We start from the raw sequence: 16,292 nt of genomic DNA, 5'->3' as shown, positions 1-16,292 counted from the left end.
TACGATGCTTTGAACACTGCTATGTATCATTATAGCCTCAACTCGCGGCTCAGCCTATTCCATACGACGTTTATTTTTTGCTTAGTCAAAATAAAAAAGCACGCCATCAAATGGCGTGCTTCGCGATCTTGCTGATTACGTCCTCCCAATGCTGCTTCATTTCCTCGCGGGTATGAGCATTGTCCAGGTTTTCCTGATGAAAGCTGATCGTCGTTCCCGTCTTGGCCGGGATCAACCGGATTTGAAGCGTCGACTCCCGCTCCCACCTTGGCAGCTTCCATTTCAGACGCAGCTGCTGGTTTTCCTTCACGACGCGCAGCTGTCCGGAAATCCCGTCCGAAGAGCCAAAGCTCTCCCCTTGCTGAAAAGCAGGCGGAGGCGCGTCGCCCAGCCATAACGACAGCCCCTCCGAAGAGGTCAAGTATGCCCACGCTTCCTCCGCTGTAAGTGGCAGCGTCCGGCGTACGCCAATCTGGAAGCCGGCGGAGGCCGTCTGGCCAACGACTTGGGCTGCTGTCTCGTTCACATTACGTTCCATATGATCGGATCACGCTTCCTCTCCAATTGGTATTCTCTTTCATAGAATATACCAAATTGGCTGCGAAATCAGCTTAATTGTAAATCCGATAAATTAAAACGGCCGCTTCCGCTCTCGTTGTATGGCCAAGCGGATTAATTTTCAGGCCATCGCCTGTGACAATGCCGTTCTTAACAAGCGTTGCAGCACTTTGAACCGCATAAGCCGCAATGCTATCCTTATCTGCAAATGGCGTCAGCTCCGCATCCGTGCCGGTTGCTAGCTCCTTGTTCGCCGCATGCATCGCCCGCGTCACCATCGTCATCATTTCCTGCCTGGAAATTTCCCCGTCAGGATCGAATTGGTTATTGCCAATCCCAGTTGCAATGCCTAGCTTTCTCGCGACAGCAACCGCTTCAGCATAGTAAGCTTCATCGCCGACATCGGCAAAGTTGCCCTCTGCTTTGCCGCTAAGGCCCAATGCTTTCACCAATAGAAGGATGAAGTCGGCTCTCTTCACAGCCGCAGAAGGACTGAACGTCGTCGCAGATGTTCCGTTAATCACGCCTTTGGAAGCCATCACTTCAATGGCCTGCTTGGCCCAAGCATACTGCTCAATATCTTCAAATGTTTTATGGACATAGGCTACGACATACTGGCCCGGCTGGGGCGTTGTGAACACGACTTTACCTGATGCAGCATCATATTTCCCGGTAGGAACAGGCACCGCCTTGCCTGTGCGAACCAGCTGCCATATTACGATATGCTCGGGATCTGCTTTCTCCTCATCAGTCGGCTCATAAGGAATGGCAATGGTCACGCGAGCGTCTGGATTGCTCCAACCTCGTGCTGCGCCATTTACCTTCACATCGACAACAATCGAAGGCTTGTCGCTGTTCGAGCTCTTATCGCCAATGCCAATGAACAACGAAACATGATCGGCATTTGCAAGGTTTGCGGAAATCAGCAGATTGGAAGGTACGACGACCGTGCCGAGCGCAGTCGCAATCGCGTACTCGCTTGCTGCCGAAGCTTCCGTCAAGGTCGAGACGGGCAGCTCCACCGCATAAGCCGTTGCGCCCTCTGCCTTCAGCACCTCAATCGGAATCCGTTTGGTGCCATATGCGCCGGAAGACACATCGCTTGCTGCTTGCTTGATATCCTCGCTGCTCACGATTGCTGTCGCTTGATTGGACTGGCCGTCGAGCTTGGAGGCAACGATGATTTTGCCATTTGCGACTTGGGAAGCATTCGGATTAATTAAACCGCCGCCCGCCGAGCCTCCTTCTATCGTGCCACCGCCGCTTTGCTGCTTCCCAGCGAGCACCATCGCACTCTGAGCCGGAATCGTAATGTCTCCGCCGGATACAAGCCCAAGGCTTGCAAGGCCTGCGTTATCCTTATTGGCCAAGATTGTCCAGTCAGCTGGCAATCGGCCATTTTTTGTCTTCAAGGTGACGGTCTGCTCCTCGGTTGTGGCGTTCAAGAGCACTGCGATCGTGTTCGTTGCATCTTGTACCGTGTAAGCGACTACGTTTTCTTTGCCATCCTCCGAGAACACCATATTTTGCACCGAAGCGCCCGTTGCATCCCGGAACAGGTCATATTGCTTCCGGATCTGAATCAAACCTTCATAGTAGCGATTCAAATCAGCAAACGTCTCGAGTCTGGACCAATCAATCTGGTTGATTGCGATCGGCGATTGATAGCTGTTATGGTCACCCAGCTTCGTGCGCGCAAACTCTTCACCCGCTTGGAAGAACGCGACGCCCTGAGAAGTCAGATTCGCCGCTGCAGCGATTTTATTAATCGCTACCAGGTTATCGTCTCGGTCGGCATATTGCTGATGGTCTGACGGAATGCCGTTTACAGAGCCTACGAGCTTATCCCATAGACTGAGATCGTCGTGCACCGAAATATAGTTAATCGATTGCGACGGATTTTGGAGCCACGCTTCCTTCGTCCATGAGCTATTGCTCGCGGTCGCCGGATTCGAATTCGACTGGATGCCCGCTATGAGATCCGAATCGGCATACTCCCTCGATACCAACTCCGTGCCTATTGGGCTGCTGACATTGCCGCCTTGCGCAAAGCCTTTGCCTGCCGGGTCGAACACATACCCTTTGATGACATCCCGTAAATCATCATTAAACACGGCTATTCCGTTATCCAAATGTTTGGCATTCGCTTTATTCGCAGGCAGCACGTTTGCAGCCATTGCCGACGGCCCGCCCTTCCACGGCTCTCCGTACATGAGGACATTCGATAGCCCCGCTTCATTCAGCGCCTTACGAATCGCATTCATCGTATCGACATCATGCAGCGCCATCAAGTCGAAGCGGAAGCCATCCACATGATACTGCTGCGCCCAATATAAAACCGATTCGACCATGAATTTTCGAAACATCGCTCTCTCGCTTGCGGTTTCGTTATCCGTACCCGATCCGTTGGAGAAGCTGCCATCCTCGTTATGACGATAGTAGTAATCCGGTACGGTCAGGTTGAACCACGAGCCGCTCGAGAGGCCCGTATGGTTATATACGACATCCATAATGACGCCAATATCGGCCTTATGCAGCCCTTGCACCATTTGCTTAAACTCTTTGATTCGCGTAATTCCATTAGCAGGGTCCGAAGAATAAGAGCCTTCCGGCACGTTATAATTTTTCGGATTGTAGCCCCAGTTGTACACATCCGAAGCTTCGCCACCGTTAAAATTATCATAATCGAACACAGGAAGCAGCTGTATATAGTTCACGCCTAGCTGTTTCAGGTGGTCTACGCCTGTGGCGACCTTCCCTTCCCCTTTTAACGTCGTTCCTGTTTCGGTGAAGGCAAGATATTTTCCCCGGTTTGCGTCGCTAATGCCAGAGTTGCGATCACTGGAAAAGTCTCTGACATGCGTTTCCCAAATCACGGCGTCTGTAATCTTCTTCTGCGCAACGTGTTGATCGCTATTCCAGCCATCGGGGTTCGTGTCGTTAAGATCAACAACCATCGCCCTGTTGCCGTTGATGCCGACTGCTTTGGCGTACAGATCTACGGTTTCATTCGTTTTTAGCCCTACTGTAACGAAATAGGTGTAGAACGCGCCTTTCAAATTCCCTGCTTTGTTCAAAACCCAGATGCCATTGTCTTGCTTCTGCATATTTTCCGTCGATAGGACGCTGTTATCATTCGCATCGCCGGTGCTGTAAAGCTTCAATTGAACCTTGGATGCCGTAGGCGCCCAAACTTTAAATTGCGTATGATCCGGGGTATAAACTGCTCCTAAGTCGTTGCCCTTGTAGGCTTGTTGGTCAAGCGCATTCAAATCAATCGGCGCTGTCAGTCCGATCATCGCCGTCGCCAGCTCAGGCGAATTCACGCTGTCGACCAATTGATCGTTCGAAGCATCGTACAAGAAGGTCACGACCGTATCTTGTGAAAGCGTGAACGTCGGCGTGCCGCCATTTTGATAAGGATGCAGGGAATCAAAAATGGCTTGATACGAATAAACGCCTGGCGCTAGCAAAGCTGTATAGGCGTACAGCGATGGCCCTACCTGTGCAAGGTTGCTCGACGTGGCAGGACCCCCGTTCAACGCTAATGCAAGTGCTGCATTCACTGTTCCAGCAGGCTTCTCGTAACGCGGATTTCCCGCTCCTTGATAGGAATGAAAAGGCGTGCCGCTGATGGAATCAAAGGCCGTCATATTGACCGAATCCGCCCAGACCGTCATGCTTTGCGTCCCTGCTGGAATCGTAACGGTAATATTGGCGCCATTATTCCCGATATTGCCATGACTCCAATCGCCGCCAAAGGCTACTTTGTAATTTAGCGCCACATCCGCTGCCAATGGCTGATTGAAAGTAAAGGTTCTGCTGTATATTCCCCCGCCTTGATACGTGAGGAACGAATTAGCATCGCCCGGCGACCAATCGTTTAATGCCGTCGGCAAGTAGTTGTTCAGCCCGGATGAGAAATCGCCTACCCATGCGGCAGGAGAACGGAATGAAGCGCGATCATTAATCGAATCCATCACATTATTGCTTAGAAACGGCCTGAATTGCAGGAATACGTCCTGCGCATTCGGAACGCTTATCGTGCCGTTCTCTAACACCTGATCGTTATAATAGACCGTGTACGTATGGTTCCCCTTCGCCAGATGGCCCAGCGTCACCTCATATACACCGTTATAGTACAGCTTGAGCAGCTGCTTGCTCCCGCCATCCACGCTAGCTTCTACGCGATCCGCAATATTCGAATCAATCGCAATGCCAGAAGAAACAGGCGGCGGCGCAGGCGGCAGCGGGAAATTCAGCTTCTCCGCTACGGCGCTTTCATCATGGACGCTGTCCATGAGCTTGTCTTGCGAGGCATCGTACAAGAACGTAACTGTCGTGTCCGCAGCAAGGCTGATCGGCTGAGTCGCTCCATTTTGATAAGAATGAACCGCATCGAAAACGGCGTCGAAGGTATAATTGCCCGCCGGCAACAGAACGGTATACGCGTAAAGCGATTCGCTGAGCTGCGTAAAATTGTTGTAGATGAACGGCGCGCCATTCTCCGATAAACCAAGCGTTGCTTGAACCGTTCCTGCATCCGCCTCGTAACGCGGATTTCCTGCACCTTGATTAGCGCTAAAACGCGCTCCTCTGACCGAGTCAAAGGCAACACCATTTACGGCGTCAGCCCAAATCGTCAAGCTTGGCGTTCCTGCCGGGATCGTCACGGCAATATTGCCGCCGTTATCCCCAATATTCGGATGGCTCCAATCGCCGCCAAAGGCAACTTTATATTGGAGCGCCACATCCGTGCTCAGTGGTTGATTGAATGGGAATGTCCGGCTATAAATTCCTCCGCCTTGATAGGTTAGGAAGGCGTTGGCATCGCCCGGCGCCCAATCGCTGATCGAAGCGGCCAAGTAACTGCCAAGCCCCGCGGAGAAATTGCCAACCCAAGCTGCCGGAGCTTGAAACGACGTGCTTTCGTTAACCGAATCTATTACCTTATCGCTTTGAATTGGACTGTACCGTACATACACATTTTGGGCTAATGGAAGAGCAATCGCTGTATTCTCCTCAACCGCATTGCCGTTAACATAGACCGAATACGTATGATTGCCAGCTGCCACACTCGTGAAAGCGGCTTCATACATGCCATTGGCATACAGCTTCATGAGCTGTGCAGCCCCTCCGTCCAACTTGACTTGAACGATGTCAGCTAATGAAGGGACACCTGCTGATGCGCCGCCGCTAGCAGCTAGGGCTGTCCGCGGCTGCATGACTACCGCCAGCTGAACAAGCATGGAGAACGCTACCACGATTGCCAGCCAGCTTCTGCGCTTTCTACCTGATGATTGATTCATGACCTTCCTCCGTCTTACGATTTTTGATGAGACCGCTTCCATATAGAACTCCTATGCCAAACTCTTTTTTTCTCTCTGCGATTAGTATAAGACACGCTGCCCGCCATCCATGATAGAGATATGATGCGAGTTCAGGCGGGCATATGATCCCAGATTGTCATGGATTGATCATTTGTCTACCTCATTAACGTACATTCATCTTACTGCCGTAAAAAAAGCCTGCTCCGCTTAATTCGAAGCAAGCTTGTTCCTGTCAGCTCCAGCATACGATCAATTACTTGGCCCACACAGACACGGAACCGCCGTTAACCCAGAAGTTCCCCCAGCCGTTGGCATCGATCGTAACCGTTCCGCTGCGATTGCCGGTTTTGTCCGTCCATACTTGACCGGCCTTCGACGTGCCCACGTACATCCATTTTGAACCCCCAGGTCCGTCCGTAATCAGGGTCGCAAGACCCGATCCCGCATGAGCAGCGTCGCCCTCGCGGGTCCAGCCGACAATATCGGGATGGTCAAAGTAGTCACGCTGCGTCCCGTACGCATACACTTTTCTCGCATTCAGCAGTTTATCCATAATCGGCTTATAGGAGCTGATCTTGCCGTCACTGGTTCCGTAATAATCACCGTAAAACACGCAAGGATAACCTTGCTCGCGCGTTAGAATCGTCGCGTAGGCGAGCGGCTTGAACCAGCTCTGAACCGTAGATTGCAGCGCCTGCGTCGGCTGCGTATCGTGGTTTTCCACAAATGTAACCGCTTTCATAGGATTGCTGCTCATTAGCGTATTATTTAATAAGTTCCTCATATCGTAGCCGCCGCCGCCATTGGAAGCATCATAGAATCGAAAATGCAAAGGCACGTCAAACAAGGACATCGTTCCGTTTGTTTTCGTGATGTAGCTATTCAGCTTGTTCACATCGTAATGCCAGTATTCGCCTACTGCAAATAGGTTCTTGCCGGTAGTTGAACGAACGTTGTTGACCCAGTCCCGCATGAAATCGAATTTGATATGTTTGACGGCATCGAGCCGTACACCGTCCAGATTGACCGTGTTTACGAACCATTTTCCCCATGTTTTGGTTTCATTCACGACATCGGGATGGTTAAAGTCCAGATCGGCTCCCATGAGATAATCGTAATTGCCGTATTCCGAATCGACTTCCCAGTCCCAATCCTTGCCGTCTCCTCTCAATTTATAAATCCGGTTTAACCCGCGGGACTGATCCCAATCTACCCCATCGAAGTGATACCAGCGCCATTTGAAGGAGGAGTACGTATTGCCCCGGCCGGGAAAATCATATTGGGTCCAAGCCTGGATCTGATAAGTGCTCGTCGTCTCCACGTTCCGATTGTTCGGATCAACCTCAACGGCATCCACCAGCTCCGTCGCATCAGCATTCATGCGGTGATTCAACACCACATCGCCGTACACGGCAATCCCTTTGGCATGCAAATTATTGACGGCGGAAATCAGCTCGCTTTTTGTCCCATACTTCGTACGCACAGTCCCTTTTTGATTAAACTCGCCCAAATCATACGTATCATACACGCCATAACCGACATCCGCGCTGCTTCCGCCCTTATAAGCCGGAGGTATCCATACTGCGGTAATGCCAACGTTTTTTAAATTTTGCGCATCGTTGTTGAGACGGTTCCAGTGCGCGCCATCATTGGGGAGATACCACTCAAAATATTGCATGATGGTCCCATTGTCGGCTGCACTGGCTTTGGTCGCCCCAAGCGGTTGGAAAACCAACCCCGCCAAAAACGCAAATACAACCATGTACGAAATCAAACGTTTCCTGCTTTTCATGAAGTCAATCGAAAACATCCTGTTTCCTCCTTATGATTCGTTTTGACCAATCGCAATACTTGCCCAGTATACGGCGAAATTCCGAACGCCTACGATAGAAAGATGTCGCCATTTACCGCCGATAAGTGATGCCAGATTAGCGCCTGCCGCGACCTGAGCGCTCATTTGTCTACCTATTTACCGGATTGGCGTTGCCCATAGGTCCACAAACGAAAAAAGCGCCGACAAAGTCGACACTTTTCATGCCATAACTTAGCGCTATCGCGTGCAGCAGCATGCTCATTGCAGTTCGTACAATGAAATCCACGCGAATGCGGAATTGGAGAGGTGTCATTGCATATCGTGCAATGGCACCTCCAGCCGCGCTAGGTTTTGGGTACATTATGGTTCTTCTGGAGCGTAACTCGTTGCATAAACTGCAATGGGAATCCACGGGCTGGCCATTCTTGCCGTTCCTGTTGTACAAACTGCAACGGGCGTAGCGATCTGATCTGATACGCGCACACCATCTCCATATTCAAAGCAAAAAAAAGCCGTCCCAAATGGGACAGCTCCTGCTTGCGATTATTGGCGACTATGGTTAGCCTTATCCGCTGTGAGAAGATCTCCGCCCTGCGCTTTCCAATCGCTTACGAAATCATCAAAGGCGCTCAGCGGCGCGGCTCCCATAATAATTTTTTTAAACACATACCTCTCCATCTCCGATAAGTTGACCCACAAATTTTCCATGGATGGCGAGATGTCATTCGACATGCTGGCCATGCGATGCACATGCGGATCGAGGAGGTTTCGTCCTCCTACAAGCAAAGCATACGCGCGGCTGAAATTCGGATCTTGCGTATTCCAATACTGGATATCCGTATTCGCGAAAGGCGCTAACTTCGTTGTTCGAATCGCCTGTAGATCATGATACAAAAGCTTGTATTCGATGCCGTCCGCGTAATCCTCTGGCGTTTTCGTCCCATCGAGCACTTCTCGAAGCGCCTTCACCGAATAGGAAATCTCGTCGCGCGGAGCGAGCACCTGCCTAAGCGGCTGAAAATCAATCCCGTACTTGTTCTCGTCTCGTAAGGCGAGGCTTAGCACTTTGATCGCAGCTTCCGGATGCTCGTAGCCTTTACGGACGACTAGAAACGATTTGGAATAATGAAACACTTTCGCGTTAAATTTCTCTCCTGCATCCAGCGGCAGCGCATAGGCTTGCCAGTTGGCTCGCGGATTATTTCTTAGCGCATCCGGCAGCGGCCAGTAGCCCACAAAGAAGGGCGCGAAGAAAATGCCCGCTTTGCCTTGAATAACCGGCTCTGCATCGCTCTCATAGGCCCCCATGTCCTTGTCGATCAAGCCTCTGGCGTACAAATCGCGCAGCTTGGATAACGCCGCCTTGGTTTCCGGCAATATCGAGCCATATACCGGCTTCCCGTCCGAGCCTTGCAGCCAGAAGCCGGGGTAAGCATGATGGGCTGAGAAGATCGGATCAAACGTAAAAGCAGAAGGGCCGACCCGAATATCATCAAAAATGGTTTGCCCGGCTGTGATGCCGATCGTATCGGCTTCCCCATTGCGATCAGGATCCTTCGTGACGAAAGCCTCGGCTACCCGCTCCAGCTCCTCCATCGTCTGAGGCGGCTTTAAGCCCAGCTCATCCAGCCAATCTTTCCGAATCCACAGCATGCTCATATCTTCCGCATCGATAGATGGGATAGCCATGATTTTGCCATCGATGATGACATTGTTTTCGGACAATCCGTTCGTGCTGTCGATAATTTTTTTCATAACTGGCGAAGCGAATTTATGATAAGCATCCGTCAAATCGGCAATTTCATCGGCCTCGATCATCTGGTTAAACTGGCCGCGATTCACGACGAGCGCGTCCGGCAATTCATTCGTGGCAATCGCCAGGTTCACCTTTTGATCCAAATTCGGATTTACGACCTGCCAGGCCGCTTGTGTTTCGATATTTAATGACTCTTTCAGTGCTCTCGTCCACACATTGTTGATCGGAGTTTCTCCTTGATCGGAACGAAAATTCGGATCGATGCCGATGCCGACACGCAGAGCAACGGGCGTTGGATACGGTTCGAACGCATCCGATCGCTCGCTGGAAGGCGGTGTGTCTTCGGCGCTCGAGCAGCCCGCGCACACATACCCGATAACGGATAGCAGCAGAACATATTGGAATCGTTTAAGCATAGGCGCTCATCTGCCTTCCTTCGGTTGATGGCGATGATATTGCCGGAATTCGCTAGGCAGCATCCCAACCTGATCTCGGAATATCCGGCTAAAATACTTCTCATCCATGTAGCCCGTTTCTTCTGCAATCCACAATATCGTGCGATTCGTGAACAAGAGATGCTCCTTTGCCTTGTCCATCCGGAGTTTGCGCAAATACTCGTTGAACGGATGACCGATAATTTCTTTAAAGCATTGATTAAAATAGCTTCGGCTCATATTGAGCCGCTGTGCAACTTCAGCTGCAGTGAGCTGCTGCTTCATATCCGCTTGCATGATTTGCGTTCCCCGCATGATGCAATCTACGATTTCTTGTGAAAAATGCGATCTCACCGTAGACTGCACGATCTGCTTGCGCACTTCACGAAACCACTGCTCGACCTGCAGCCAGGAATGAAACGACTGCCTCAGCTGCAATTTCTCCAGTCCGTTAGGCGAGAACAAACGGTTCCACTCATGGACAAGCGCAAACAGAAACCCTAACAAATTCGCCTTTGCCAACCGCAGCTGCTTGAGCAACTCCAGGCTTTGTTGAAAATTCGAATCATGATACAGCCAGTTTGGCGACAGCCAATCCTCTTTCAGCTTCTCAAGCCGCTCATCCGCATCCACGGAGGACGTTGTTGCATCGTTACGGCGAATAGATGCCGTGACGATTGGGCGGTCAGGATGATAGTCGTAGAAACACACCATTTCTAACCCATAATCGCGTACCCAGCGCTGGATTTCCTTATCCGTCATGCCCTTAATATCGGTTAATACGACAAGCATGCTATCCGGTAAGGCAGACAATAGCTGCGTCATCTGCTGAACAAGCTGCTCTTCGCCGCACGCAGGCGAAAGCCAAAGCCAACAATTGCTGTCCAGCTCCTTCATCTGCTCTACCGCTGGAAACGGCAGCGCATTCGCCCAATTGCGCTTTTCGGTACGGTTTAACGACAACAGCAAATAACCTTCCGTACACGCGATTGGCGATTGCTCCTGCAAGGAGGCCGGAGGTGCAACAACGCCCCTCGTCTGCTCCTGAATACGGCTTGCGATTCTGCCGAGCACGACCTCGAACTGCTCTTTCTCCAGCTGAACCTTCGCAATGTAATCGATCGCGCCCAATCGAAGCGCTTCCTGGATATGCTCGAAGTCCTTATGAAACGTGAGAACGACCACATGCATCAGCGGATACCGCGTGCGGACAATTTTCATCAGCTCCATTCCCGTCATAACAGGCATTGCGATGTCGGTTAAGAGCAGATCGACCTCATTGTCTTCCAGAAACGCAAGCGCCTTCTCTCCATTGCTTGCTTCACCGACTACTTGCATGTTGAAATCCTGCCAAGGCATCGCGGAAATTAACCCTTTTCGCACCAATTTATCATCATCGACGATAAGCACTTTGATCATAATGCCGCTCCCTTCTCCACCGGCAAAGTCAGCATGATGCTTGTTCCTTGTCCCATCTCGCTCTTAATATCCAGCTTGCCTCGATCGCCGTAACGCGCTTCAATTAAACGCTTGACGTAATTCATGCCAATTCCCATCCCGACCTTTTGCTGCTCGCTTGGCTGCCCGTGAAGCAACCGATGTATCATTTCCTCCGACATGCCTACTCCATTATCATGAATCATAATTTCGATCGTGTTGTCATGCTTGTTTTTGACTTCAACCACGATATGCCCGTCGTCTCTCAGCCCATGATACAGCGCATTCTCGACAATCGGCTGCAGGATGAATCTCGGCACATTCCTGTTCATAACCGCTTCGTCTACATCGAGACGGACATCAAACTGAAAATCATAACGGACCTGCTGCAGCTGAAGATACTGCTTAAGCGCATCGATCTCCTCGTAAATCGTTGAGTTTTCCCCTAGTTTTCCCAAATTGTAGTAAAGCAATTTATTCAAAGACAGGACGAGCTTGTCGATTTCCTCCTGATCGTTCATCACAGCCAGCCAATGGATCGTGTCCAGCGTATTCATCAGGAAGTGGGGATTGATCTGATGCAGCAGCTTCTCTACCTCCAGATCGGTGCGCAGCTTCTCCTTCTTCTCCACCTCTTCGAACAGTTCCCATATCTGCTCCTTCATCTGCCGGAAGGTCGTCAACAAAACCTGAAACTCAGGTATTCGAATCGGTTCGAGCTCCTGCGGTTTGATTTCGTTCTGAGACAGATGCTTAATTTCCGTATGAAACCGATTCAGCGGCCGGTAGACCATTTTCCACAGCAGCCATGCCAGGAGAAGCGTTAGCCCTAAGAACAGCAGCGAGACGAGCAGCACTTGAATCAGCCATCTGTTCTTCTCGCGATTGTACTCCCGATCGGGAATAACGGAGGCAACGCTCCAGCCTTGGGCGCTCGTCTGCTTGAACCAGTGGTAGCCTCGATAGCTGCCGAAGGACTTCTCCGACATTAACGCTGATGCATCCGAATCCACAGCAAATAAATCCGGCGCCTCGCTGTAAGCGACTCTGCCGTTGTTGTCCAGAATCAGGCGAGCATTGGAATGGTCAGCTTTCTCGCTGTTCAGCACGTCTCCCGATAACGCGAGGTCGAGATTGGATTCAATGTAGATATACACATCATCCCGCATAGGCATGTCAACTTTACGGAGAACCGACAGCGCAAGCTGGTCAGATAAACGGTTATAGCTCATATGGGGGCCGAAGTAGCTGATGTCGTAATATTGTCCGAGCAGCGGCAAAGCATGAGGATTAAAGTGATCTTTGACGGGATAATTTTCGAATTGGTACGTGTCGTCATTATCGAAATAATACATAATCAATCCAATGTCAGGGTTGGAAAACGAGATGAGGTTCAGCTCTTTTTTTAGCCCATTAACGATCTCCTGCCGTTCAAACGGTTCCTGCTTCTGTAGGGAAGCAAACAATTCTTTTCCGAGGATACCGCTGTAAGCCAACTGCTGCGAAATATGATTCAAATTATCGATCGTATTCGTTAAGGCCACTTCCACCTGCTTTAAATTGCTTTGATTCCCTTTCTGGATTTTGTTGTTCAGGATAGAATAAATCGTATAATAAGAAATCACGCTTATACCTAACAGCGTGACGACGGAGCTTAATATAAAAATCACAAAAATTCTGGATTTTAATGTCATTTCATCTACATCCTCTGAGCGTTGTGCAAGCTATTCCGAATGTATAGGAATTTGAAACCGCTGTCAATAAAGGAGAAGCGGCTTCGGCTGTCGGGAAAATCTCGCCAGCTTTCGTTATTCCTATTTTTGTTAACGTAAGGATCGCCGTAAAGAATGATATAATAACAATTTAAAAGTTAAACCATACTTCGAGGTGGACATCATGGGAATACGTGCAGATGTATTAATCGTCATCGATCTACAGAATGGGGTTTGTTACAACAAAGAGCATCTGTTTGGATTAGAACAATTGCTTGCGAAAGCAAATGAAAGAATCTCCTTGTATAGAAAGCTGCAAAAACCTATTATTTTTGTTCAACACGGCGATGAGGATCTCGTGCCTGGCGAACGCGATTGGGCGATTCATGCTGAACTTGATGTTCAAGCCCAAGATTTTTTAGTAAATAAATTACATGCAAACTCTTTTTACAAAACAAATTTAAAAGAAATATTAGATCACCTAAACGTACAACGTATAGAATTTTGCGGTGCGCAAACGGAATACTGCATGGATGCGACAATTAAATTCGCTCATGGACTAGGTTACGAGAACTTTATGGTAAAACACGCAACCTCCACATTAAACAATTCATTTATGTCCGCGCAAGAAACGATAAATTTTTATGAAAACATTTGGAATCATAGATATTTAGAATTCATATGAGATGAATCTTACTATGAGCTCCACATATAAAACGACCATCACGATAAAGTGACGGTCGTCTCCATCCATCAATTAATTCTTACTCAATAACTATCGACCAAGCTCCTCATGTGAAGCTGCTGCTCTACCTGCTCCTTCGTTAGCGGTTGCGACAGCGAGGATTTGGCGAGCGTAACAAGCCGGACCTCTCCCGCGGACAAATGGAAGTAATTATCGCTGAACACCCCGTCCGCCTCGCTCAGCTCCAGCTCAACGAACATAGCAAACGCGCTTGCGCGCAGTTGAATCTCGAACGTTTCCCCTCGGTCCTCGACTATGCTAGTCAACGTTGCCGGAAGCAGCTCAAAATGCTTCGCCGGCACGAAAATCGTCGCATTCGAGCTGACCGTCTCCCCGTCGGCAATGAGCGCGTATGCCAAGTAATGGCTGCGCTTCTTTTCCAGCGTATCCAGATATGCCGTCAAATCAAGCGAAACGATGGATGCCGATGACAGCGCCTTGGCATTCACCTTCACTTCTCCGCTTGCGACAATGGCCGATTGGCGATCGCGAAGCGACCAGGCCAGCGTTCCGTCCACGCTGCCCAGCTGTTCATTGCTCACATGAAGCTCGGCGGCTGCGCCCTCTTCGAACGCAGAGACGAGAACAGGCGCGAAAAACCGTTTAGCCGCATAGTGGAGCGCTTTCCATCTGCCGTAATAATCGATGCTCGCCCATGACGCAACCGGCCAAGAATCATTCAATTGCCAATAGGTCGCCCCCATGCAGCGTCCGCGATTGCGGCGCCAATGCTCGACGCCGTAGCGAACGCCTTCCGCTTGAATCAACTGCGACACGTAAGGAAATTGCTCGAAGCCGCTCGGAAGCTTAAAATACTGCGAGATATAATGCACCATCGGCGCCAAGCCGTCCGGGTGCTTCTGATGATCCTCCATGACATAGGAGAAAATGTTGCGATCCTCCGGAAGCGCGAACGTGTCGATCGTCTTCATGCTCGGGAAGGACTGCAGGCCGAACTCGGACATGAATCGCGGATAGCGATTGCGGAAATCGGTGAACGGCTTGCGCCCGTGCCAAATGCTCCAATCATGCATATCGCCGTAATTTTCACTGTTCGGCTGATCGAAACTGCCCATCGACGACGGAGAAGCGAGCCAGTAAAACGTATTCGGATCGACTTGCTTCGCAATCTCCGGCAGCACAACCTCGAACTGCTTAATGTAATCGGCTTTGAGCTTCAAGCTCTGGTTCAAATCCCAATCCACCCAAGCCCATTCCATCTCGTTGTTCCCGCACCACATGCCAAGCGAGGCGTGATGGCGAATCCGCTTCATATTTTGAATCGTTTCCTCCGTTATGTTCGCTCGGAATTCATCGGTGAAATCATATACCGCGCAAGCATACATCAGATCCTGCCAGACGATCAGTCCGTATTCGTCACACAAATCGTAGAAATGATCATCGGCATAATAACCGCCGCCCCATACCCGGATGCAGTTGAAATTTGCAGCGACGCAATCCTGAATTAACCGCTCGGTCCGCTCCCGACTTCCGCGTGCAATCATATTGTCCTCTGGAATGTAGTTGCCGCCCATCGCGAATATGTCGTAGCCATTCACGCAGAACGAGAACGATCTCCCCCACTGATCAGCCTGCTGCGTAACGGTAATCGTCCGAAGCCCAATCCGCAAGTCCTTGCGATCGAGCTCCGTCCCGCTTCCATCCTTTACGACGACCTCAAACGCATACAGCGGCTGCTCGCCGAAGCCGTTCGGCCACCAAATCTCCGGATAGTGGACTGTCAGCGGCACATGCTCGACTGCGCTTGCCATCATCGTCCGTTCCACAAGCGTGTCCCCGTTCGGCGCATGCAGCGCTAGCTCTACGGTCAGCAGGTCGCCCGACCAATTGTCCAGTCCGATCCGAACATCGAGCTGAACCAAATCCTCTTCATGCTGCTGGGTCACGTACACCTCATCCAAGCGAGCCTCGGACATGCCAACAATGGAAACCGCACGCCAAATCCCCATATCCGGAAGCGCAGGTCCCCAATCCCAGCCAAACATATAGTGGGCTTTGCGAAGATGAGGGAAGCCCTCTACGCCATTCGCTCCCCAGATCGGATTGGCTTGCTGCTTCTCCCGGATGAACGCCAATGGCGAGCGAAATAGGACTCGCAGCTCGTTTGCACCAGACTGTACCAAGCCTTTCACATCAAACTCGTAAGTCCGGTGCATATTGTCGGTGTGCGCGATCGCTTTGCCGTTTAATTCGATTTCCGTAAGCGTATCCAACCCTTCAAATCGCAACAGAACACGGTCTTGGCTAACGATCGCCTCACCCAGCTCGAACGTTCGTCGATATTCATAATCAAATTCCGACAGCTCGATTGCCTCAAGATCGTTAGCACGGTAATAGGGGTCCTCCATCCGTCCTGCGTTTAACAAATCAAAATAAACCGAGCCCGGCACGGTCGCTTGAATCCATTTCTGCTCCCCCAGCTTTCGCATCTGCCAAGGGCCGCATAAGTCCAACGTCATCATCTTTATATCCCTCACTTCATTATT

At 50.5% G+C, this 16,292-nt stretch carries 8 protein-coding genes; 1 reads left to right on the top strand and 7 read right to left on the bottom strand.

From position 1 onward, the window contains the following. Positions 1 to 106: 106 nt before the first annotated feature. From PAECUDRAFT_RS00180 to PAECUDRAFT_RS00150, 6 genes are all read right to left on the bottom strand, one after another. On the bottom strand, positions 107 to 538 hold the full coding sequence (locus PAECUDRAFT_RS00180; protein WP_040710312.1) for an SRPBCC family protein: 432 nt from the start codon (positions 536 to 538) through the stop codon (positions 107 to 109). A gap of 73 nt (positions 539 to 611) precedes the next feature. Continuing rightward, entirely contained in the window at positions 612 to 5,867 is a 5,256-nt protein-coding gene (pulA, locus tag PAECUDRAFT_RS24355) for a type I pullulanase (RefSeq protein ID WP_050794239.1), read from the bottom strand. 274 nt (positions 5,868 to 6,141) lie between these two features. After that, on the bottom strand, positions 6,142 to 7,698 hold the full coding sequence (gene amyS, locus PAECUDRAFT_RS00170) for an alpha-amylase (RefSeq protein WP_006036051.1): 1,557 nt from the start codon (positions 7,696 to 7,698) through the stop codon (positions 6,142 to 6,144). 546 nt (positions 7,699 to 8,244) lie between these two features. Further along, positions 8,245 to 9,873, bottom strand: coding sequence for an extracellular solute-binding protein (locus PAECUDRAFT_RS00160; protein ID WP_006036050.1), 1,629 nt, complete (start codon positions 9,871 to 9,873; stop codon positions 8,245 to 8,247). A gap of 6 nt (positions 9,874 to 9,879) precedes the next feature. Beyond that, positions 9,880 to 11,310, bottom strand: a complete 1,431-nt coding sequence (locus tag PAECUDRAFT_RS00155) for a response regulator transcription factor (RefSeq protein ID WP_006036049.1) — start codon at positions 11,308 to 11,310, stop codon at positions 9,880 to 9,882. Then, a complete protein-coding gene (locus PAECUDRAFT_RS00150) occupies positions 11,307 to 13,022 on the bottom strand; it encodes a sensor histidine kinase (RefSeq protein WP_006036048.1) in 1,716 nt (571 codons plus the stop codon). The genes PAECUDRAFT_RS00155 and PAECUDRAFT_RS00150 overlap by 4 nt, the downstream gene beginning before the upstream one ends. A 202-nt stretch (positions 13,023 to 13,224) precedes the next feature. On the opposite strand from PAECUDRAFT_RS00150, the gene PAECUDRAFT_RS00145 reads away from it, so the two are divergent. Continuing rightward, positions 13,225 to 13,725 (top strand): cysteine hydrolase family protein, encoded by a 501-nt coding sequence (locus PAECUDRAFT_RS00145; RefSeq protein ID WP_006036047.1) that lies wholly within the window; start codon positions 13,225 to 13,227, stop codon positions 13,723 to 13,725. An 83-nt stretch (positions 13,726 to 13,808) separates the two neighbouring features. Here PAECUDRAFT_RS00145 and PAECUDRAFT_RS00140 read toward each other — a convergent pair whose 3' ends face one another. After that, entirely contained in the window at positions 13,809 to 16,268 is a 2,460-nt protein-coding gene (locus PAECUDRAFT_RS00140; RefSeq protein WP_006036046.1) for a beta-mannosidase, read from the bottom strand. Positions 16,269 to 16,292: the final 24 nt, after the last annotated feature.

The sequence above is a fragment of the Paenibacillus curdlanolyticus YK9 genome (genome assembly GCF_000179615.1).
GTDB classification, from domain to species: domain Bacteria; phylum Bacillota; class Bacilli; order Paenibacillales; family Paenibacillaceae; genus Paenibacillus_T; species Paenibacillus_T curdlanolyticus.
Note: the sequence above shows the minus strand (reverse complement) of the source record. Positions and strands in the feature narration are given on the sequence as shown.